This window comes from Allobosea sp. GW821-FHT10B12 (genome assembly GCF_059415545.1).
Genome location: NZ_JBWKNL010000002.1, coordinates 646,011 through 668,064 on the forward strand (window position 1 = coordinate 646,011; position 22,054 = coordinate 668,064).

The window sequence follows — 22,054 nt, forward strand, 5'->3', positions numbered from 1 at the left end:
CCGCAGGGATCGTCAGTACTCCCTGCGGACCGCCTGAGCGGCAGCCCGATCCTCAGTTGCAGGCATAATGGAAGGCGCCGTCCTCGACCGTGACCTTCGCCTCGGTCAGCGGCTTCTTCTCCAGTTGCAGGTTGAGGATGCTGCGTGACAGGGCCGGCAGCATCGAATTGGTGATGATGTTGTCGATCATGCGCCCGCCCGAATCCGGGTCGTTGCACTGGGCGACGATGTGCTCGACCACGGCGTCGTCATAGATGAAGGCGGCGTTGTGGTTGTCGCGCAGGCGCTTGCCGATGCGGCCGAGCTGCAGGCGCACGATACCGCCCAGCATCTCGCCCGAAAGCGGGTAGTACGGGATCGTCACGAGGCGGCCGATCAGCGCCGGCGGGAAGACCTTGAGCAGCGCCGGGCGCAGCGCCACCGCGAGCTCCTCGGCATCCGGGCGGCTGGTTTCGTCGCCGGCCATGCGCATGATCTCGTCGGTGCCGACATTCGAGGTCAGGATGATCAACGTGTTCTTGAAGTCGATGCGCCGGCCGGTGCCGTCCTCCATCTGGCCCTTGTCGAAGACCTGGAAGAACAATTCGTGCACGTCGGGATGGGCCTTCTCGACCTCGTCGAGCAGCACCACCGAGTAGGGCTTGCGGCGCACGGCCTCGGTCAGCCGTCCGCCCTCGCCATAGCCGACATAGCCGGGAGGCGCGCCCTTCAGCGTCGAGACGGTATGCGCCTCCTGGAACTCGCTCATATTGATGGTGATGACGTTCTGCTCGCCGCCATAGAGCGACTCGGCCAGCGCCAGCGCCGTCTCGGTCTTGCCGACACCGGACGGGCCGCAGAGCATGAACACGCCGATCGGCTTGTTCGGATTGTCGAGCCTGGCGCGATTGGTCTCGATGCGCTTGGCGATCATGCCGATGCCGTGCCCCTGCCCGACGACGCGCTTGTTCAGCGTCGCCGCGAGGTTGAGCACGGTCTCGATCTCGTCCTTGACCATGCGGCCGACCGGGATGCCGGTCCAGTCGGAGACGACCGAGGCGACCGACTGCTCGTCGACATGGGCATAGATCATCCGGTTGGCTGGATCGATCGCGCCGAGCGTATTGAACTTCTCCTTCAGGCTGGCGCGCGTCGCCTCCGGATCGGCCGGCGCTTCGGCTGGCGCAGCCTCGGCCAGTGCCTCGCCATCGGCAGGCGCAGCGTCCGCGGCCGGCTTCTCGCCGAGCTTGCCGCGCAGCAGCGTGATCTCCTCGACCAGGGCTAGCTCGGAAGCCCAGTCGGCCTCCAGCTCCTCCAGCTTCGCTGTCAACGTGGCGTTCTCCTCGTCGATCTTGCCGAGGCGCTCATCGGTGGCGTCGCCGAGGTCCTTGTCGGCGATCAGGGCCAGCTTCTCCTTTTCGAGCGCCGAGATCGCAACCCGCGCATCCTCGATTGCCGCCGGTGTCGCAGTCTGACTGATCGCGACACGGGCGCAGGCGGTGTCGAGCAGGCTCACCGCCTTGTCGGGCAGCTGACGGGCGGGGATATAGCGCGAGGAGAGCTGGACGGCGGCGACGATGGCGGCGTCGGAGATGCGTACCTTGTGGTGCTTCTCCATCGGGCCGATCAGGCCGCGCAGCATGGTGCAGCAGCGCACGACATCCGGCTCGTCGACTTGCACGGGCTGGAAGCGCCGGGTCAGCGCCGGGTCCTTCTCGAAATATTGGCGGTATTCGGACCAGGTCGTCGCCGCGACAGTACGCAAGGTGCCCCGGGCCAGCGCTGGCTTGAGCAGGTTGGCGGCATCGCCCGTGCCGGCCGGGCCACCGGCACCGATCAGGGTATGGGCCTCGTCGATGAACAGGATCACCGGGGTCGGCGAGGATTGGACCTCGTCGATCACCGAGCGCAGGCGCTGCTCGAACTCGCCCTTCATCGAGGCGCCGGCCTGCATCAGGCCGATGTCGAGGGCGCAAACCTTGACCCCGCGCAAGGGCGGCGGCACGTCGCCGGCGACGATGCGCTGGGCGAAGCCCTCGGCGATCGCGGTCTTGCCGACGCCGGCCTCGCCGGTGAGGATCGGGTTGTTCTGGCGCCTGCGCATCAGGACATCGATGACCTGGCGGATCTCGTCGTCGCGGCCGAGGATCGGGTCCATCGTGCCGGAACGGGCCTTCTCGGTGAGGTCCTGCGAGAAGCGATCAAGGGCCGTGGTGCCCTTGGCGCCTTCCGCCTGCTCGGCGCCGGGCGTGCCCGCGGCACGCAGGCCCGAGCCATCCATCGGCCGCAGGTTCTCTTCTTCCGAGTCCTTCCAGATCTTGGCATGGCCGGCGGCGAGTTCCTCGACCGGGATCTTGCCGAACTCCTTTGAGATACCGGTCAGCGCGCGCTTGAGCTCGAGCGATTTCAGCGCCGCGACCAGGACATGGCCGGTCCTGATCTGGGTCTCGCCAAAGAACAGCGTGGCGTAGTGCCAGCCGCGGTCGAGCACGTCGACGACGTTGTTGGCGACGCCGGGCATCTCGGTCTCGTTCTTGCGGAAGCCCTCGATGACCCCGCCGATATCGGTGGCGAGCCGGGCCATGTCGAGGCCGTAATGCTGCGCGGTCAGCCCGATATCGGTCGAGCGCCGCTGCAGGATCTGCGCGAGCCAGTGCGCCAGCTCGACGTTGCGGTTGCCGGCCCCCTTGGCCTGGCGCAGCGCCTGGATGAAGGCCTCATAGCCGACGCGGTTGAGTTTGCCGGTGACGGCCTCGAGACTGATATCGGCCATGACTGCCTCCTTATCGTCGGTTCTGCGTCTGTTGGCTGCTCTTCAGCCGCATGCGTTCGGCGGGATGGAAACGGGCATCGCGGCGCAGACTGCCGTCGGGCACGTTCCAGTTCGGCGAGATCCAGCTCGACCAGCCGAGCGCGCCGGAGCGGCCAAGCTGCATCGGCCTGACCTTGCCGACCGGCAGAGCGAGCTCAACGTCCCATTCGAACTGCTCACCGAGATAGAAGAACACCGCGTCGGCGAGGGGCTCGCAGCGGTCGCCATTCGGCAGGAAGCGATTGAACTGCTCGAGGTCGCGCGCGACGAGCTTGACCCGGAACTTGTCCTCGACGCTGTAGACACTGGCGCCGAGCAGGACATTGCTGCCGAGAGCGCATTGGCCGCGGCCGAGCTTTGTCCGATCCTCCGGATCGAAGACCAGCCGCATGCCGACGAACTGCTCGACCTCGACCTCGATGTCGAAAAGGCCGGCAAGCAGGCTACGCAAACGCGAGGCCGACTTGGCCTGCGCACCGGCAAGGCCGGCATGGGCCAGTTTCTCTGGATCGGGAACGCTGTCGCGGTTCTGATAGGGCTTCGAGCCCAAGCCCACCATGCTGCCGACATAGGCGATGAAGCGGTCCTTGTCGGGCCGGTCATGCTGGGCGACCGGCCTGGAATCCGCCCAGGCCCGGTAGAAGAGCTGCAGGAAGCGGTTGTTGAAAATGTCGAGGAAGCGTGGGAAGGCGTCGTCGCGCACGAGCTGCCAGTGATAGCTCTCCTCGGTCGTCGCCAGCGGCAGCGCGCCCTGGGGGCCGAGCAGACCGAGGAACTTGACGAAGAGCCGCAGGCGCCCCTGCAGATCGCGATCGGCCTCGGCGAAAGTCGAGGCCGGGAAATCCATATAGGCCTGCTCGCCGAGCGCGACATATTCGTCGCGTCTGGCTGCGACATCGCCGATGCGCTCGTGCTCCGGAAAACTGCGCTCGATCCGCCGCAGCACTGCATAAAAGTCGTGCCGCCAGGGCTCGGCCCGCAGCCCCTCGACGAAGGGCGGCTCGACGCGCAGCTCGTCGAGCGCAGCCGGCGGCGGCAATGGAGCGGTCTCGTTCACAGGATGCGCCTCGTACCCGCACGCGGCGGAAAGCGCATGACCTCGCCGCGTTCGACGGTGCGGATCACCGTCTGGGTGAAATGGTTCATCGCAGCATACTCGGCGAAGAAGCGGTCGAGGATCGCGCCGAGCAGGAAGACGCCGCTGCCCTCGAAAGCCTTCTCGTCGAGCACGACCGTGATCTCGAGCCCACGGGCGGCTCCCGTTCCGGCCCGCTGCGGGAAACGCCGGACGACGGGGCGGCTGTCGACGCTCTTGATGCCGCGGATGCGGCGCTCGGTGGCGCTGTCGGCAAGATCAGCAAAGAGCGAGAGCATCTCGCGCAGGGCCTCGGCATTCTCGCCGGCCCCGCGCTGGACGAGGCCGAGATGGTTGAGGCTGAGCATGTTGATCAGCCGCCAAGTCACCACGCCGGTGCTCGCCGTCTCGGAGCGGAGCCTGAGCTGCGAGACAATCGGCTCGCGTGGCGGCGTCGGCCCGGCCAGGCACGTCACGTCGAGCACGACATTGTCGATCAGGCGGAAATCGGCACCGCCAATGCCGGTCGGCAAATGCTCGGTGAGATGGCGGTTGGAGCAGAGCGCGCGGATGCTCAGCTCGGCGACCGAAGCAGCATCGGTCACCGTCGCCGGCTCGTAGAGCGAGATGAACATCTCGGTGCCGGTGTAGTCGGACGCCCGCCCCTCGCGCCGCTCGGCGGCGGAACGCCGGCGCGGCAGGCGCCTTTGCGTATAGAGCAGCCCGTGGGTCGGCGAGGCGCCCTCGGGCGAGGAATAGAGGGGATGGGCAGGCTGCTTGTCGCGGCCGCCGGTATAGTGCGCATAGACGTCGAGGATCGAGTGCGGCTCATAGTCGAGCATACGGCTGCGATCGGGCACGACATGGTATTCGTGCTCGTTCCGCCGCACCGGGATGCGGTCGGTGGTCTTCTCGAACAGATTAACCGCCGGCGCGGCGTAAAGGGCGAACATCTCGCGCTGGACCGCCGCCGGCAGGCGCGTATTGAGCTCGTCGAAAACCAAGATGATATCGACTGTCTTGGCCTTAAGCCGCGACATCACCTTGTCGAGGCCCGCCAGCTTGAAGCCGAGGAATTTGCGTGGGAACCAGAACTGCTCGCGCAGCAGGTCGAAGCCGCGGAAGATTCGCGTATCGGCCGGCAGCAGTGCCTCGTCTTCGTCGAAACCGATCTGCTCCAGCAAGCATTCCGCCCCCGATACGACCACCGGATCGCCGAATTCGTCGAGATAACGGAAATAGATGCCGAGGCGGTCGGCGAAGATCTGCTCGTAGAGCGCGATCGCATCGGCTTCCCCGCCGAGCAGATGCACGGTCAGCTCTCGCGTCTTGCAGCCGGCAAACCAGCTGGTCGGCAGCTTGCTCGCCTGCTCCGGCGACGGCTCCTCGGCAGGGTCGCTGGCGATGCGATGGGTCAGCGAAAGACGCAGCCCCGAAAGCACCCGCTGATCGGCCGGGAGCCCCAGCGCCTGCAGCCGGCCGGGCGCGGCGATGTACTCGGCCGAAGCGACGTCGAACGGCCAGAGCGTCACGGCTGAGCCCAGCCGATAGCGGCAGGCGACGCGCCGGTCGCGCTCGACATAGGTTGCGTCGAGATAAGCGCCGCGCGGCACCTCGACACCTTCGCGCAGGGCCGGATCGCCATAGGTCGGCGCGATGCCGGCGAGGAGCGCAGACGGCGTCGGTGCCAGATAATTCGGGATGAGCTGCTCGAGCAGGTTGTTGGTGAATTCCGGGAACTCGTGCTTGAGCTTGAGCTGCACCCGCGCGGCAAGGAAGGCGGCGCCCTCGAGCAGGCCGCCGACCATCGGGTCCATGTGCTCGCCGACCAGCCCGCCGAGACGTTCGGCGATCCCGGGATATTCCTCGGCAAACTCCTTCGTGTGCTCGGTGAAGAGCCTCAGTTCGCGATTGTAGAAGTCGAGGAATTCCTGGTTCATGACGCGCTATCTGTTCTTGATCGCGATCTTGCCGGTATCGAGCTCGACATCGGCGACGAATTGCACGGGAATGTTGAGCGGCTCGCAATTGAGATCGGCCCGGACGATGAAGCGGATCTTCAGCTCGGCCTTGTCGAGCCCCTCGTCGCGCTCGACAATGATAGACTGCTTCAGCAGCCTCGGCTCGTAGGCGAGCAGCACCTGTGCCAGCTCGTTCTTGATCGAACCGACCCGGTGTTCGTCGATCGACTTGTTCTGGACGTCCGGGAAGCCATGGTTGAGCACGGAACGGCGAATGTGCTCGAAACGCGACAGGTCGGTTGACGAGCCGAAATTGATCGTATTGACCAGGGCCTCGAGATCGATCGCGATCTCCTGCCGCAGCTTGCTTTCGGTGATCGCGGCCCGCTGCGCCGCACGACGGCCGGCGACGACCCGTTCACCACCCGAGTCACGCAGATCGAGATGAACCTTGGCGTCCTTGGCACGATGCGCCTCGCGGAAGGCGAACATCAGCGGCGGGCGCAACCGGTTCTTGATCTTGGGATCCGCCATCCCGAACTCCCGCGCCACTTGGCTTCCAAGCGGCGGACTCCCCGCGATCGCAGGGAGTCCGCTTGTATCCGCCCGATGGCCCGAACCATCGCGCCATCAAGGTACCGCCCAGCCCGACCGCGTCTCACTGCGATCGGCCGGGCGGCAAAGCTTACTTCTCGTTCTTCTTCAGGTTCCAGGTTCCGGTGACAGGAGCGCCGACAGCGCCCTTCTCGTCCTGGGCCTTGTACTCGTACTTGATCTTGTTGAAGTTGAGCGAGAACTGGTCGGTCGGAGTGGGGTTGCCGCCCGTGCTGTCGCCGGACTGGTAGCTCGACACCAGCAGCTCCTCGAGCGTGACGGTGTAGAACTCCTGCTGCTTTTCACCCTGCTTGCGAACGTGCAGCACAGCCTTGGTGATGTGCTTGCCGTTCGCGCAGAACTGCATCAGATTTGGCGAAGCCTTGCTGACGTTCGCCGTGCAATGCAAGTCTTGGTAACTCACCTTGCCGGCGCCGCCGCCCGTGCCGGCCGCGTGCGTGCCGGAGTTGCTGAGTCCCCAGGAGAAGGATTCGATCTCGATCGCTTCCTTGAACTTGTGATCTTGGCTTTCGCCCTTGATACCGTCGATCTCTAGCAGGAAATCGCTCGCCATGGTGCTCTCCAATGGTTGGCTGTCTGAGGTGATTTAGGCATAGAACTCGCGTCGCCTGGAGAGCTCCCCCCATGCGTCGCCACTCTCCCTGCGCGGTTAGCGCAGGGCCAACTATCGTCCCGGATGCCCTGCGCGCCGTGGGCGCGACTGTGGGCTCAGGTCTTGGGCGCCGGCAGGCGCGAGACGAGGCTCAGGCCGATATCCATGCCCTCGAGCTGGAAATGTGGCCGGAGATAGAACTTGGCCGAATAGTAGCCTGGGTTCTCCTCGTCCTCGAAGACGTCGATCCGCGCTTCGGACAGGGGCCTGCGCGCCTTCGTCTCCTCGCTGGAGTTCAGCGGATCGCCGTCGACATAGTCGGTGATCCACTCCTGCAGCCAGCGACGCAGGGGTTCGCGCTCCTTGTAGGAGCCGACCTTGTCGCGCACCATGCACTTCAGATAGTGCGCAAAGCGCGACACGGCGAACATGTAGGGCAGACGCGAGGACAGGTTGTCGGAAGCGGTCGCCGCGACGCCGTCGGGCCCGAAGAAGGCCTTGGGCTTGTAGAGCGACTGCGCACCGATGAAGGCTGCCTTGTCCGTGTTCTTCCGATGGATCAGCGGGATCAGGCCGGACTTGGCCAGCTCCGCTTCGCGGCGATCGCTGATCGCGATCTCCGTCGGGCACTTCAGGTCGACACCGCCGTCATCCGTCGGGAAGGTGTGGGTCGGCAGGTTGAGCACCTCGCCGCCCGACTGGACACCGCGGATGCGCGTGCACCAGCCATATTCCTTGAAGGCCCGGTTGATGTTCACCGCCATGGCGTAGGCAGCGTTCATCCAGGCATATTTCTCGCCCTTGTGACCGTCGGTGTCCTCCTCGAAGGCGAACTCCTCGACCGGTTCCGACTTGGCCCCGTACGGTACTCGCGAGAGCACCCGCGGCAGGCACAGCCCGACATAGCGGGAGTCGGCCGCGTCGCGCAGGCCCTTCCAGGCCGCATAATCCGGTGTATCGAAGACCTTGCCGAGATCGCGCGGATTGGAAAGCTCCGTCCACGAGTCCATGCCCATCAGCGTGGGGTCGGCACCGGTGAAGAAGGGGGCGTGCGCCGCGGCGGCGACCTTCGAGAGATCGCGGAGCAGTTGCACATCCGTCGGGACATGGCTGAAGTGATAGTCGCCGACCAGGCAGCCGAAGGGCTGGCCGCCGAGCTGGCCGAACTCCTGCTCGTAGAGCTGCTTGAACAGCGGGCTCTGGTCCCAGCGCGCGCCCGGATAGGTCTTGAGGTTGCGGTAGAGCTCCGTCTTGCCGACGTTCATCACCTTGATCTTCAGCTGCGAGTCGGTCTCGGAGTTGAAGACGAGGTAGTTGAGGCCGCGCCAGGCGCTCTCGAGCTTCTGGAACTCCGGCGCGTGCAGCACCTCGTTCATCTGCTCGGTGAGCTTGGCGTCGAGCCGGGCGATCATCTCCTCGATCGTGTCGAGCACGTCGCTCTTGATCAGCGTCGAATCTGCGAGCGCCTGGTTGACCAAGGTCGCGACCGCGTTCTCGACCTCGGTCGCCGCTCGTTCGGTCTTCGGCTTGAAGCTCTGCTTCAGAAGGGCCGAGAAATCGTCGGCACCTTGCGTTTCAGCAGTTGCCGCGCCGGGTTGTTGGATCTGTGCTTCCGCCATGGCCGCCTCGCTCAACCGTTGCCGTCCTGCTTGTCGTCACCAGCCGGCTTTTCGCCGAGCTTCTCCTTCAGCGCCGCCATCAATTGCGGGTCGGCCAGGAGGGCCTTGATCTGGTCGCTGGCCGCGACCTTCCCGTCCATGTAGCGCATCAGATTGGCAAGCTGCTCACGAGCCTCGAGCAGTTTCGCCGTTGCCGGAATCTGGCGGGCGATCGCTGCCGGGTTGAAATCGTCGTACTTCTTGAACTTCAGCGAGACCGAGAGCTTGTCGCCCCCCTCGCCGCCAAGCTTGTTTGGCACGGTGAACGCAGCCCCAGGCTCGATCGCGGCCATGCGCTGATCGAAATTGTCCATGTCGACATCGAGGAACTTGCGTTCGGCGATATCCGGCTTCTCCACGGCGGAGGCATTGCCGGAGAGATCGGCAAGGACGCCCATTACGAAGGGCAGCTCGATCTTCTGATCCGCGTTATAGGGATCCTCATAGGTAATGTGGACCCGCGGCGGCCTGTTGCGGCGAATGAATTTTTGCCCCGAATCTCCGGCCATGACGGCGCCCCTTCCTCTAGAGGCATCACGCAAGGAGAGCGTGATACCACGCCAACGATCCAGCTCGCTATACCATACACACTTGCCGATCGCTTGACAGTTCTCGTCGAACTGCTCGCATCGGCCAGGAGAGATCCAGCCAGCTGAGGTTTGCAGGCGGATGACGTCGCCGCATCCACCCGACGAATGAGGCGCGGCGCTCCATCAGTGGATCGTCGCGCCCTATTCGTCGCTGCTCTGCCTTATGCCGACGTCAGGGAGGATATCGCTGAGGAGCGAGAGAAAATCTTGCTGTGCCAGCGCGCAGGCCTTGTCCATCAGCAGGGGGACCGGGTTGGACGGCTCGGCGTGGCGGTAGAAGGCAGCGACGGCCTTCATTCGGGCGACCGCCTCGACACGGCTCGCGACGGTGATCGCCGGCACAGGCGCGCCTGCCGATGCGCTCGTCCCGGGCTCGCTCCGCGCCTCCGGCTGCTCGCTTTCGGTCGCGCCGTCGGCCCCCTCGGCCTCGGCGCCGTCCGCTTCGTCGATCACACCGTCTTCGGCACTCGCCTCCTCGTCATAGGATGAGCTTTCCTCGTCGCCATCGGACGAATAGCCCTCATCATGGCTGCGACCGTCATCGCTGCTGCCGCTGTCGTAACCGTCGCCACCTAGGCGCTCCAATGGCAGCTGGTACTTCGTGTCGCTGCCGATCTCGAGCATCGCCTTGTCGACGTGCTCCGGGAACATGATCTGGATCACCTCGATCAGCGACTTGCCGATCAGGCGCTGCGCCTGGCCGATCAATAGCACCGCCGGGCTCGACGGCTCGATCCGCCGGAAATAGGCGAGACAGCCGGCGAGCGCGGCCTGCGCCTCGGCGACGGAGGCGCAGGCCCCGGCCGGGACTGCGACTTGCGCGATCGTGACCGTCCCCGCGGTGCCGGCAGCGGTTTCGGCGGCTGCCGCACTCTGCCCGCCCGGAGCACGGCGCTCGATCGCGGCTTCGAGAAAGCTGATGATCTGCTCCACAAGGCCGGCGAGGCGCGGAAAGGTCACGGCCTGATCGGCCCCGAGGCGCTCGCCCCAGATTGCTCGCAGCCGGGTGAGCGCGTCACGGATGGCGCCGACATGACCGCGCATTGCCGTTAGATCGGAGAGCTCCGCCTCCTTCAGAGCAGCGGCGATCCCTCCGGCATCCGGGTGCTGCTCGTCCTCGCTGGCGCGCAGCTCGCCCGAGGCGATGAGCTGGCTACGGAAGATCACCGGCCCCAGCCGCTTGCTCATGAAGATCGGCGCATGCTGCAACGGCAGGACGATGGTGGCGTTCTCGTCGAGGCCCTGCAACGCGACTTCACGCATGATGAAATCGCCATCTTCGGCCCTGGGATAAACCTCCTCCCAATAGTCGCCGAGATGGCTCACGATCAGCCCGAGGCTCGCTGCGAAGCCGGCGATATCCCGATTGAGCAGGCAGAGCTTGGCCGCCAGGACGAAGCCACGCAGATCGCGGCTCTGCTTCAGGACTTTGCCGAGATCGCCGAAGGCCGCCGGAAAATCGATCGTAGCGCGATCGAAGGGCATCTGCCGCCCTTCGTCGTCGCGCCGGAAATACGACGTCGGCAGCGCCACTTCCAGGCGCGCCAGGACATTCATGATGTCCGGTTCGGCATCCGGATCGGGGCCGCAGGGATCGTCGGCCGAAACCGGCTTCGCCAGATCAGCGAAATTGAGCGCGGCCATGGCCCCTCACCGTCGATCTAGAATACGGGCCTGGCCGCCAGATTTCACTCGACCTGCAACCGCGTCTCGACCCGGCGATTATCGGCGGAGAACTTGTCGGCGGAGAGCGGCTTGGTCTGGCCCAGGCCGCGCGGCACGAGCTTGGCGGTATCGACCCCGCGCTCGCTGAGATAGCGCACCACGGCCTTGGCCCGGCGATCCGACAGGCTGAGATTGTAGTCCGCCGTGCCGCTGGCATCGGTATGCCCCTCGACCAGGAAATTGCTGGTCGAGAGCTGCGGGTCCTTCAGCGCCTTGGCGAACTCGTCGAGATTCGCCTTCGCCTCGGGCTCAAGCAGGTCGGAATTGTACTTGAATTTGACGACGAGATCGAAGGCGGTCGGTGGCTTCACGACGTGACCGGCCTTGTTGCATTCGGCCTCGGTGCCGACGCAAAGGCCGCGCGAGACGCCGAGATTCGGCTTGCCGGCTCCGAAGTGCTTGACGATATCGTCCGCTTTATAGGCTTGTGCCTGCGCGGAAAACGGCGACAAGGCGCAGAAGCCTGCGGCAAGAGCGGCACTAACCATGACAAGGGCCTGCTTGCGCACGGTCTTCCTCCCGTTTAGGTTCGCTGAGGCGGTTGAAGACTGACGGCACGAAGTATGCCTCGCAGCGTTTGCTGCGTCAATAGTCGTCTCTTGTCGCAAGCCACGAGGTTTGGTTAATGGCCGCCGCCCCTGGACAATCGAAAAGACTTGCCTCCTTTACGACACCGGCGGGTCAAGATGTCTTTTCGCTTCTGAAGTTTGAAGCACGAGAAGCTCTCAGCGAATTGTTCGTTTATCAGATCGAGGCTGTGAGCACATCTCGTGGCGATGAGCTTCAAAACTTGATTGGAGAGAAGTGCCATATCAAGATGACGCTGAAGAACGGTGAGAACCGGATCTTCAACGGCGTCTTGGTCGAGGCGCAATGGCTCGGCCGGGACCAGGATCTCGACCATTACCGGTTCGTGCTGCGCCCCTGGCTCTGGCTGCTCTCGCAGCGCTCGGATTGCCGCATCTTCAAGAACAAGACCGCGCTGGACATCATCAAGACGATCTTCGGGAAAGAAGACAAGGCGAGCTTCGAGGACCGCGTCAGCGAGGCGCCGCCGGAGATCGACTATTGCGTGCAGTATCGCGAGAGCGACCTCGACTTCGTCCTGCGTCTGATGGAGAAGTACGGGATCTACTACTACTTCAAGCATACCGAGGGCGATCACAAGCTGGTCCTATCGGATGCCCGCAGCTCGCATGATGCGGTCACCCCCGCGGCCGAACCGACTTTCGGCGCGGCGCCCAGTGCCTATCCCTTCATGCCGACGGATGGATCTCAGCGCCGCCAGATCGAGCATCTGACGCAATGGACAGCGCAGCGGCGGCTGCGCACCGGCAAGATCGAGCTCAAGGACTATGATTTCGAGAAATCGACCTCCGACCTGACGGCGCGCGCCGAGGATGGCTTCCCGCGCACCAAGTCGTACGAGGTCTTCGACTATCCCGGCGCCTATATCGAGCGCGGCAAGGGCGAGAAGCTCGCCCGTATCCAGGTCCAGGCCGAACAGGCGCAGGACGAGCGCCGCCTTGCCGTCGGCGAGGCCCCCAGCCTCAATCCCGGCACTCTGATGACGCTGACCGATCATCCGGTCGGCTCGGAGGATGCGGAGTTCCTCGTGGTGCGGGCGACGCACAGCTACGGCGTGCAGAGCTATCGCTCCTCGAAGCGCACCGACCAGGCGATCTATCACGGCTCCTACGAGCTGCAGAAGGGGACCAAGCGCTTCCGCGCCCCGCTGGTCACGCCCTCCCCGCTCCATATCGGCCCCGACACCGCCAAGGTGGTCGGCGAAAAGAACAAGGGCGAGGAAGGCGACATCGACGTCGACAAATACGGCCGCGTCTGGCTGCGCTTCCACTGGGATCGCGAGAAGGATTCGACCTCCTGCCGCGTCCGCGTGGCGCAAGCCTGGTCCGGCAAGAACTGGGGCGGCCAGATCATCCCGCGCATCGGCCAGGAAGTCGTCGTCTCCTATATCGGCGGCGACCCCGATCGGCCGATCATCACAGGCGCGGTGGTCAACGACCAGCACATGCCGCCCTATGATCTCCCCGCCAACAAGACCCAGTCGGGGCTGAAATCGGAATCGACCGACGGCGGCGGCAAATCGGGCAAGTTCAACGAGATCAAGTTCGAGGACCTCGCCGGCAAGGAGGTCTTCTCCATGCAGGCCGAACGCGACCATAAGACGGAGGTCTTCAACCTCGAGACCCGCGATGTCGGCAAGAATTTCGAGGGCGGCCCAACCGACTTCGCCCGCACGACGCAGATTCTGAGTGGCAGCGACAAGCTGCACGTCAAGCAGGGCAAGCGCTATGTCGAGGCGGCGCTGGAGATCAAGCTGGTTTGCGGTCAGAGCGAGATCACGATGACCCCGACCGACATCACCATCACGTCGCCGATGATAAAGGTGGAAAGCACCGCGAAGACCGAGATCAACGGCGGCGGCATGACCATCATCACCGGCGGTGTCGTGAAGATCAACTGAGGCCGCGATGTCGAAGCTTCGTTTCAGCACGGCGCTGCAGGTCTTCGAGGCCTTTCCGACGGCCCGGCAGGTCATCGCCACCGCGCCGACCACCGAGCCCCCCCTGACCTTCCTGCGCAGGCTCGTCGCGTCCGGCGAGCACAAGGACGCGATCGGCTTCTGCGCCTTCCTGATGCCCCGACGCGAGACGGTCTGGTGGGCGCTGCAGAGCGTCCAGCGCATGCAGCCGGCCGGAGCGCCGCCCGACCCCGCTCTCAACGCGGCCGAGGCCTGGGTGCGCGACCCGACCGACGAGACGCGCCGGGCCGCGCTGGCGCACGGCGAAAGCGGCCATCATGCCAGTCTGGGAACCTGGGTTGCGCTGGCGGCCGGCTATTCCGGCGGCAGCATGGTTTCGACCCATGCCGTGCCCTGCCCGCCGGACCTGACGGCCAAGACAGCACGGATCGCGGTGTTAACCGCACTCGGACGGGTGCCCGAGCCCGAGCGCGATGCCGCATTGCGAAATTGCGTCGAAGCATGCATTCGTCTGGTCGATGACGAAAGCGGCAGAACGAGAGCGTAGCATAGCCCCGGCGCCGATGCGGCAGCCGGCGTTCGGCCACAACGAAGCGGGCGGCCCGACATGGCGCTGACGCTGACGATCGAGAATCAGGCCTCGTTGCCCGATGGCGGACCGCTGAGCGTGTCGCTGAGCGGCGGGCGCGGGCTCGACATCGGCCGCGACCAGCATCTCGACTGGTGCCTGCCAGATCCGAGTCGCGCCATCTCCGGGCGCCATTGCGAGATCCGCTTCAACGACAACGCCTATTGGCTGCGTGACATCTCGACCAATGGCACCTTCGTCAACGGCGCCGCCTATCGCGTGCAGTCGCCCTATCGGCTGCAGCATGGTGACCGGCTCGAGATCGGCCACTACATCATCGCCGTCGCGATCGACGAAGCGGAACGTGGAGCTGCGGTTCAGACCGGGCAACCAGCGATGCCGCCGCCATCCGGCGAATCCCTATGGGAGTCGAATGGCGACGAAGCGCCACCGATCGCCCGCCGCGACCTGATCCCGCCGCAGAAATACCAGCCGGTGCATGCCCCCTTCATCGACTGGGCGGCAGATATCCCGACGCCGGCCGATCCGGCGCAGGCTTATCCCGCGCCCCCACCCCCATCGGCGCCCCCGCCGCGCCAGGATGACATGGCCTGGGCGCCCTACCAGGCGCCGCCGGCGCCGGTGCCCGAGCCGATTGCCCCGATCCCGACACCGCGGCGGCCGCCTTCGGCCGGCCCCGTCGGAAATCCTTGGGACGAGGCATCGGCCGAGCCGCCCCCACGTCCGAGTTTCGATGCCCCCTACGAGCCGCCGCCGCGGCCCGCGGCTTCACCGCAGCCACCTCCGCCGCCGATGGGCGCCCCTGCTGGCGGCCCGTCTATCTCGCCCGGCGAATTCATCGCCCGCTTCGCCCGCGGCGCCGGCCTGCCGGTCGAGGAACTGTCCTGGCAGGATCCCGGCGCCTTCGCCGAGCAGACCGGCGCGCTGATGCGCCTGATCGCGATCGAGCTCAAGGCGCTGCTGGCGGCGCGCGCCGAGAGCAAGCGCATCGCACGCAGCTCCAACCAGACGATGATCCAGGCGCAGGACAACAACCCGCTGAAGTTCTCGCCGACGATCGAGGACGCGCTGAAGCTGATCTTCGGCCGGCCGACCAGCGGCTATCTCAACGCCCAGAAGGCGTTCGAGGAGAGCTTCAAGGATCTCAAGATCCACCAGATCAAGACCTATTCGGCGATGCAGCACGCGCTGCGTATGCTGGTCGAGGACCTCGATCCGCAGGCGGTCGCCGAGGGCCTCGACGCCGGACGCGGGCTCGACGGCCTGCTCTCCTCGCGCAAGGGCAAGCTCTGGGACGCCTATGTCGCGCGCTGGGAAGCGAAGACCGCCCCTTACGAGGACGGGCTGGTCGACGCCTTCATGCTCTATTTCGCCGAGTGCTACGACCGCGGCGGGCGTTGAGGGGGCCGTGGACGAGAAGCCACTGCCCTCCCTCCTGAAACGCCACTAGTCCCGCATAGGCGCCTTGCTGAGGGAAGATCGACGGTACTCGCGCCAAAGCAGCAGTAGCGATGCTCCAACGGTCATCGCACCGATTGCCGCCAGAGCGGCCCGCGGGAACACGTGATCATCGGCAAGAGGCCACGGCTCTCCTGCGAGCAGGACTGCGGTCAACAGAATGGGAGCGAGTACCGGCATGACAAGGCCGGCAACGCCAAAGCCGATAGAGGTGCCGAAACTGCCGCCTGCTCCGACCAGGATCGCAAAAGCACAACTCAACAGGGCAGCGAAGACAAACCCTTTGGTGCCAGATTGATGTTCAGCCTCTGCAGGCATGAGCCCCTCGTCGCTAAGCCAGCGGCACCACCATCCCGTCGCGGATCGTGACCTGGCGATCCATGCGCCGTGCAAGGTCGAGATTATGCGTCGCGATCAGCGCGGCCAGGCCCGAGGCGCGTGCCAGCGCAACCAGCGTGTTGAAGACGTGCAGCGAGGTGTGCGGATCGAGATTTCCGGTCGGCTCGTCGGCCAGCAGGACTCGCGGTGCATTGGCAACGGCGCGGCCGATCGCGACGCGCTGCTGCTCGCCGCCCGACAATTCGCCCGGCAGATGGTCGAGCCGCTCGCCGAGGCCGAGGAAGCTCAGAAGCTCGGTCGCGCGCGATTGCGCCTCGGCCTTGCCGAGGCCGCGGATGCGCTGCGGCAGCACGACGTTTTCCAGCGCGGTGAATTCCGGCAGGAGATGGTGGAACTGGTAGACGAAGCCGATCTCGGTACGCCGCAGCCGGGTCAGACCCTTGTCGTCGAGCTGCGAGGTCGGCACGCCGCCGATGAAGACCTCGCCGCCATCGGGGCTCTCGAGCAGGCCGGCGACATGCAGCAGGGTCGACTTGCCGGTGCCGCTGGGCGCGACCAGCGCCACGAGCTCGCCCGGCCAGATCGCGAAATCGGCCTTGCGCAGCACCTCGAGCGGGCCGTCGGACTGGGGGTAGTAGCGCTCGATCTGGGAGAGGAAGAGCGCCGGAGTCTCGGTTGCCATCGGTTGCGCCCTCACCCCATCCGCAAGGCTTTGACGGGGTCGAGCCGCGCCGCCTTCCAGGCCGGATAGAGCGTCGCCAGCAGCGACAGGACGAGCGTCATCACCACCACGGCGGTCACTTCACGCCAGTCGATCACCGAGGGGATATCGCTGAGGAAGCGCACGGTCGGGTCCCAGGGGTTGACGCCGAGGAGGCTGCTCAGCCCCTTGTTGATCGTCTGGATATTCTTGGCGAAGACGACGCCGAGGACGAAGCCGGCGAAGGTGCCGAACACGCCGATCGCCGCGCCCGTGATCAGGAACACCCGCAGCACGGTGCCGCGCGAGGCGCCCATGGTGCGCATGATCGCGATGTCCTCGGTCTTGTCCTTCACCAGCATGATCAGGCCGGAGACGATGTTGAGGGTCGCGACCAGCACGATCAGGGTCAGGATGATGAACATCACATTGCGCTCGACCTCGAGCGCATTGAAGAAGGTGCGGTTACGCTGGCGCCAGTCGGACAGCACCAGCGGGCGCGGCGCGTCCTGCTCGATCCGATCGCGCACGGCCTGCGTCTGATCGGGATCGTTGATGAAGATCTCGATGACGTTCACGTCGCCGTCGCGATTGAAATAGGCCTGGGCCTCGCCGAGCGGCATGAAGACGAAGGAGGCATCGAACTCCGACATGCCGATCTCGAAGATCGCCGTGACCGGATAGGCCTTGATCCGCGGCGCCGTGCCGAACGGCGTCGAGGCGCCGCGCGGGGTGACGATGGTGATCGTGTCACCCACCTGCAGGCCGAGCGAGCCCGCGAGCCGCCGGCCGATCGCGACGCCATTGGCGGCGGCGAAGCCGTCGAGCGTGCCCTGACGAACGTTGTTGGCGATGAAAGGGATCGACTTGATGTCGTTTTCCGAGATGCCACGGACCAGGACGCCGCCATTGCCGACCTGCGAGGAGGCGAGCGCCTGCCCCTCGACCAGCGGGATCGCCAGCTTGATGCCCTGGACCTGGCGCAGCCTGGCCGCGACCTGCTCGTAATCGTCGAGCGGCCGGTCGATCGGCGTCGCGAAGATGTGGCCGTTGACGCCGACGATCTTCTCCAGCAGCTCCTTGCGGAAGCCGTTCATCACCGACATCACGATGATCAGCGTGGCGACGCCGAGCAGGATGCCGAGGAAGGAGAAGCCGGCGATGACCGAGACGAAGCCCTCGCGCCGGCGCGTGCGCAGATAGCGGCCGGCAAGCAACCATTCGAAGCCGGCGAACGGCTTCGTGCCGGTCGGCACGCTCTCCCGAGCCTCGGCGACGGCGCTCATGACCGCCCTCCTCCGCTCACGCGTTCGTCTCCGCGCCCTTGCCCGGGAAGCGCGCCAGCGCCGCGTCGAGCGAGACCAGCTCGCGCTCGCCGCCGGCGCGGCGCTTGAGCTCGACCTTGCCCTCGGCCAAGCCCTTCGGGCCGACGATGATCTGCCAGGGAATGCCGATCAGGTCGGCAGTGGCGAACTTGCCTCCCGGGCGCTCGTCGCGATCGTCATAGACCATGTCGTAGCCCTTGGCAGCGAGCCCCTTGTAGAGCTGCTCGCAGGCGCCGTCGGTCGCCGCATCGCCGGTCTTGAGGTTGAGCACGGCGATGTCGAAGGGGGCGATCTCGTCGGGCCAGACGATGCCGCCCTCGTCATGACCGGCCTCGATCAGCGCGGCGACGAGACGGCTCGGGCCGATGCCGTAGGAGCCCATATGGACCGGGACCAGTTGCCCGTCGGGGCCAGTGACGGTCGCGCCCATCGGCTCGGAATACTTGGTGCCGAAATAGAAGATATGGCCGACCTCGATGCCGCGCGCCGAAACTTGGCTTTCGGCGGGAATAGCCTCGAACGCATCCTTCTCGTGCATCTCCTCGGTCGCAGCGTAGAGGCTCGTCCACTTGTCGACGATGCCCTGTAGGCCTTCGACGCTGTCGAAATCGGTGTCGACTGCGGGCGTCGCGAAGTCGAGATAGTCCTTGTGGCAGAACACCTCGCTCTCGCCGGTCGAGGCGAGCACGATGAACTCGTGGCTGAGGTCACCGCCGATCGGACCGGTATCGGCGCGCATCGGGATCGCCTTCAGGCCGAGCCGGGCGAAGGTGCGCAGATAGGCGGTGAACATGCGGTTATAGGCATGGCGGGCGCCGGCCTGGTCGAGATCGAAGGAATAAGCGTCCTTCATCAGGAATTCGCGGCCGCGCATCACGCCGAAGCGCGGGCGGACCTCGTCCCGGAACTTCCACTGGATGTGGTAGAGATTGAGCGGCAGGTCCTTGTAGGACTTGACGTAGGAGCGGAAGATCTCGGTGACCATCTCCTCATTGGTCGGCCCGTAGAGCATCTCGCGGTCATGCCGGTCCTTGATACGCAGCATCTCCTTGCCATAAGCGTCGTAGCGCCCGCTCTCGCGCCAGAGATCGGCCGACTGGATCGTCGGCATCAGGATCTCGATCGCCCCCGCGCGGTTCTGCTCCTCGCGCACCACGGCGCTAATCTTGTTGAGGACCCGCAGGCCGAGCGGCAGCCAGGAATAGATGCCGGCCGACTGCTGGCGGATCATGCCGGCGCGCAGCATCAGCCGGTGCGAGACGATCTCCGCCTCCTTGGGCGTATCGCGCAGGATCGGCAGGAAATAGCGGGACAGGCGCATCGGAACACTCGTTGGAGGACGATGCGCCGGGACCGCGCACCGATTCAGATTAGTCCAGAGACACCATCGGCGTTTGCAAATTGCAAACGCTAATGCACATCGCCATCAGGCAAATGCACATCGATAGCGTTTGCGCAGGTGTCAGCGCTTGGCGAACTTCGCCTTCAGCCTGTCGCTGACTAGGGGCGGAACGAAGGCGGAAACATCGCCGCCCATCGATGCGACCTGGCGCACCAGCGTCGCGGTGATGTGGCGGGCCGGCGGCGTCGCGGGCAGGAAGACCGTCTGCAGTTCCGGCACCATGGTGTGGTTCATGCCGGCAAGCTGCATCTCGTAGTCGAGATCGGTGCCGTCGCGCAGGCCGCGCACCAGGATCGTGGCGCCGACCCGGCGGGCCGCATCGATGGTGAGGTCGTCGAAGGTGACGACCTCGAGCTTCGTCCCGGATGCAGTCGCGATCGGGCCGCAGATCTCGCGCAGCAATGCAGCGCGCTCCTCTGCCGAAAAGATCGGCGTTTTGCCGGGATGGATGCCGATGGCGAGGATCAGCCTGTCGCACAGCCGGCAGGCGGCCTCGATCATGTCGACATGGCCGTTGGTGACGGGGTCGAACGACCCGGCATAGAAGGCGGTGTGGCTCATGCCCTGAGCGTTAGCCAACGCCGGCCCGCATCACAAGCGCTCAGGCGACGCGCAGCTCGCCGATGACATGATCGACGCGCGCATTCAGCGCCTGGGCCAGCTCAGTCAATTCGCTCGCAGCCTTCAGCACCGCATCGGACGCGCCAGCGGTATTGCGCGAAGCGAGCGCGACCTGGCTGGTGGCCTGTCCGATCAGGACGATCTCCTGCGTCGCGGCGAGCACGTCGGCGGCGATGGCGTGGGCCGCCTCATGCTGGCGCAGCATAGTCTGGCTGGTGCGGCGCGTCGCCTCATTCAGATCCTGCACCAGAGCGCGAATGCCGGCGATCCCTTCGACCGTCGCGGCGGTCGCGTGGTTCATCGCTTCGATCTGGCGGGCGATGTCCTGCGTCGCAGTGGCGGTCTGCGTCGCCAGCGATTTCACCTCGTTGGCGACAACGGCGAAGCCCTTGCCGGCCTCGCCGGCGCGAGCCGCCTCGATGGTGGCGTTGAGCGCGAGCAGGTTGGTCTGGCCGGCGATCGCCGAGATCAGCCCGACCACCTCCGAGACGCGGGCTGCGCCGTTGGAGAGGCCATCGACGATCCGGCTGACCGAATCCGCGTGCTGGCGCGCGTGGCCGGCGGTCGCATCCGAAGAGCGCACCTCCTCGGCCAGAGCGTCGACGGCGCCGAGCAGATCCTGCGCCGCGCGCTCGATCGACCTGACGCTGCGGATCGCATTGCCGGTGGCACCGTCGGTATCGGTAGCGCCGGCCTGAGTCTCGCGCGCACCTTCCGCGAGTTGATGCGCCGTCGTGCCCAAGGTTGCCGCAGAAACCGAGACGGAGGCCGAGACGGTCCGCACCGACTCCTCGAGCTCGCCCGCAAGCTCGTTCAGCAATGTGCGCCGATGCTGCTCTGCCTCGGCCCGGCGCGTATCCTGTTCCGCCTCGCGCCGGCTTGCCTCGCCGCGCAGGGTTTCGCGGATCAATTCAATCGACTTGGCGATGCCGCCAATCTCGTCGCGACGCCGGGCACCGGGAATCTCCTCTTCGGTCCGCCCTGCGGCAACGCCCGCAAGCCTGTCCGAGAGCCGGGCGATCGGGCGCGCCACCGACCAACCGAGCAGGATCGCGATGCCGAACAGCGGCAACAGCACCAGCAGGCCCGCGGACACGACGGCGCTGCGAATCGTGCCGACCACGGCGAAAGCGCTCTCCTCCGGTGCGGTCAGCCAGAGCAGCCAGCACCAATCGCCGATCACCACCTCCTCGCCGCTCGCGACGAGCGGCAGGCCGTCATGGCTGGTCATGCGGATAAGCGCATTCGTCGGCTGCGCGGCGAGCCGGGTCCGGTCGAGCGTCTCGCGCGGCGAAGCCCCGTTGCGCCGGGCCGCAGGATTCGAGCGCATGAACCCATCGGAGCCGATCACGAAAATCCGCTCGGCGCTGGAGCCGACCGGGTTGAAGGCAAGCACATCGTCGATCAGACGCGTATCGACGGCGATGACGATCGTCCCGACCTGCTCCCCCCCGCCCGCCTCGGCGTCGTAGAAGGGTGCCGCCAGGAAAGCGCGCGGATCGCCGCCAACCGGATTGTAAGGGGCAAAGTCGAGCACCACCTGCTCGCCGGCGGGCTTGCCCCGCGCCAGCTCGACGGATCGGGCGAGGCCAGTGCCTGCCAGGTCCTCGTCGCTCAGCAGGCGGCCGAACTCCGATCCCTTGGTGACGCTGTAGACCACCCTGCCCTTGCGCGAGACCAAGTAGATGTCAGCGTAGTTGAACTGCTTCAACGCCGCGGCATAGGTCTCGTGGATCGGCACATGCCGCCAGGAATAGCCGTGCTGATGCTCGCGGCCGGTGCGGGCGATGCGTTCGGCCAGGGGCAGCGAGCCATCGCCCTGATAATGGCCGAGGATGCTCCGGTAATCGTGTTGGCCGAGCTCCATCCATTTGCCGATCTCATCGAGCGCAGAGACGGTGAAGGCACTGCGGGCCTGGACGGCGAGTTCGGCGCGAAGCTGCGACCAACGACGCTCGATGGCACGGACATGGCTCTCGGCCAGAGCGTGCATGCGCTCGCGCACCGCGCCCTGCGCCCAGCTCGACACGGCGAGATAGGCCGACGAGCCCACAGCCAATGCGGCCAGTAACGCCAAGGCCAACATCGCGATCGGAAGCCTGATCCT

The 22,054-nt window shown here is 65.7% G+C and carries 18 protein-coding genes; 3 read left to right on the plus strand and 15 right to left on the minus strand.

What is annotated here, in order from left to right; translation table 11 throughout:
- Positions 1-52: 52 nt before the first annotated feature.
- The 9 genes from tssH to AC07O0_RS08440 all read right to left on the minus strand — a co-directional run bounded on the left by tssH (position 53) and on the right by AC07O0_RS08440 (position 11,516).
- Positions 53-2,752 (minus strand): type VI secretion system ATPase TssH, encoded by a 2,700-nt coding sequence (gene tssH, locus AC07O0_RS08400; RefSeq protein WP_494621852.1) that lies wholly within the window; start codon positions 2,750-2,752, stop codon positions 53-55.
- Between the two features lie 10 nt (positions 2,753-2,762).
- A complete protein-coding gene (gene tssG / locus AC07O0_RS08405; protein ID WP_494621854.1) occupies positions 2,763-3,848 on the minus strand; it encodes a type VI secretion system baseplate subunit TssG in 1,086 nt (361 codons plus the stop codon).
- Positions 3,845-5,806, minus strand: a complete 1,962-nt coding sequence (gene tssF / locus AC07O0_RS08410) for a type VI secretion system baseplate subunit TssF (protein WP_494621856.1) — start codon at positions 5,804-5,806, stop codon at positions 3,845-3,847. The genes tssG and tssF overlap by 4 nt, the downstream gene beginning before the upstream one ends.
- A 6-nt stretch (positions 5,807-5,812) precedes the next feature.
- The gene (locus tag AC07O0_RS08415; RefSeq protein ID WP_494621858.1) at positions 5,813-6,361 is read right to left on the minus strand and encodes a type VI secretion system baseplate subunit TssE; all 549 of its coding nucleotides are present in this window, start codon (positions 6,359-6,361) and stop codon (positions 5,813-5,815) included.
- A gap of 151 nt (positions 6,362-6,512) precedes the next feature.
- Positions 6,513-6,995, minus strand: a complete 483-nt coding sequence (locus AC07O0_RS08420; RefSeq protein WP_494621860.1) for an Hcp family type VI secretion system effector — start codon at positions 6,993-6,995, stop codon at positions 6,513-6,515.
- Between the two features lie 155 nt (positions 6,996-7,150).
- Complete coding sequence (gene tssC, locus AC07O0_RS08425; RefSeq protein WP_494621862.1) at positions 7,151-8,653, minus strand: type VI secretion system contractile sheath large subunit; 1,503 nt, start codon at positions 8,651-8,653, stop codon at positions 7,151-7,153.
- Between the two features lie 11 nt (positions 8,654-8,664).
- Positions 8,665-9,201, minus strand: coding sequence for a type VI secretion system contractile sheath small subunit (tssB, locus tag AC07O0_RS08430; protein WP_494621864.1), 537 nt, complete (start codon positions 9,199-9,201; stop codon positions 8,665-8,667).
- Positions 9,202-9,423: 222 nt separating this feature from the next.
- Complete coding sequence (locus AC07O0_RS08435) at positions 9,424-10,926, minus strand: type VI secretion system protein TssA (RefSeq protein ID WP_494621866.1); 1,503 nt, start codon at positions 10,924-10,926, stop codon at positions 9,424-9,426.
- A 44-nt stretch (positions 10,927-10,970) separates the two neighbouring features.
- The gene (locus tag AC07O0_RS08440; protein WP_494621868.1) at positions 10,971-11,516 is read right to left on the minus strand and encodes an OmpA family protein; all 546 of its coding nucleotides are present in this window, start codon (positions 11,514-11,516) and stop codon (positions 10,971-10,973) included.
- A gap of 116 nt (positions 11,517-11,632) precedes the next feature.
- Here AC07O0_RS08440 and AC07O0_RS08445 point away from each other — a divergent pair, with 116 nt between their 5' ends.
- The 3 genes from AC07O0_RS08445 to tagH are packed head-to-tail and all read left to right on the plus strand — an operon-like array spanning position 11,633 to position 15,503.
- Positions 11,633-13,495 carry a type VI secretion system Vgr family protein gene (locus tag AC07O0_RS08445; RefSeq protein ID WP_494621870.1) on the plus strand — a complete coding sequence of 621 codons (1,863 nt, stop codon included), beginning with the start codon at positions 11,633-11,635 and terminating at the stop codon, positions 13,493-13,495.
- Positions 13,496-13,502: 7 nt separating this feature from the next.
- Positions 13,503-14,060, plus strand: coding sequence for a DUF6931 family protein (locus tag AC07O0_RS08450; protein WP_494621872.1), 558 nt, complete (start codon positions 13,503-13,505; stop codon positions 14,058-14,060).
- Positions 14,061-14,120: 60 nt separating this feature from the next.
- Entirely contained in the window at positions 14,121-15,503 is a 1,383-nt protein-coding gene (gene tagH / locus AC07O0_RS08455; protein WP_494621874.1) for a type VI secretion system-associated FHA domain protein TagH, read from the plus strand.
- Positions 15,504-15,548: 45 nt separating this feature from the next.
- Here the strand turns inward: tagH and AC07O0_RS08460 are convergent, their stop codons facing one another.
- The 6 genes from AC07O0_RS08460 to AC07O0_RS08485 all read right to left on the minus strand — a co-directional run bounded on the left by AC07O0_RS08460 (position 15,549) and on the right by AC07O0_RS08485 (position 22,024).
- Positions 15,549-15,878 (minus strand): hypothetical protein, encoded by a 330-nt coding sequence (locus AC07O0_RS08460; protein ID WP_494621876.1) that lies wholly within the window; start codon positions 15,876-15,878, stop codon positions 15,549-15,551.
- A gap of 13 nt (positions 15,879-15,891) precedes the next feature.
- The gene (locus AC07O0_RS08465; protein ID WP_494621878.1) at positions 15,892-16,581 is read right to left on the minus strand and encodes an ABC transporter ATP-binding protein; all 690 of its coding nucleotides are present in this window, start codon (positions 16,579-16,581) and stop codon (positions 15,892-15,894) included.
- 11 nt (positions 16,582-16,592) lie between these two features.
- Complete coding sequence (locus AC07O0_RS08470; RefSeq protein ID WP_494621880.1) at positions 16,593-17,885, minus strand: lipoprotein-releasing ABC transporter permease subunit; 1,293 nt, start codon at positions 17,883-17,885, stop codon at positions 16,593-16,595.
- 16 nt (positions 17,886-17,901) lie between these two features.
- Complete coding sequence (gene proS, locus AC07O0_RS08475; RefSeq protein WP_494621882.1) at positions 17,902-19,245, minus strand: proline--tRNA ligase; 1,344 nt, start codon at positions 19,243-19,245, stop codon at positions 17,902-17,904.
- Between the two features lie 141 nt (positions 19,246-19,386).
- Complete coding sequence (coaD, locus tag AC07O0_RS08480) at positions 19,387-19,887, minus strand: pantetheine-phosphate adenylyltransferase (protein ID WP_494621884.1); 501 nt, start codon at positions 19,885-19,887, stop codon at positions 19,387-19,389.
- 40 nt (positions 19,888-19,927) lie between these two features.
- On the minus strand, positions 19,928-22,024 hold the full coding sequence (locus AC07O0_RS08485; protein ID WP_494621886.1) for a methyl-accepting chemotaxis protein: 2,097 nt from the start codon (positions 22,022-22,024) through the stop codon (positions 19,928-19,930).
- Positions 22,025-22,054 lie beyond the last annotated feature (30 nt).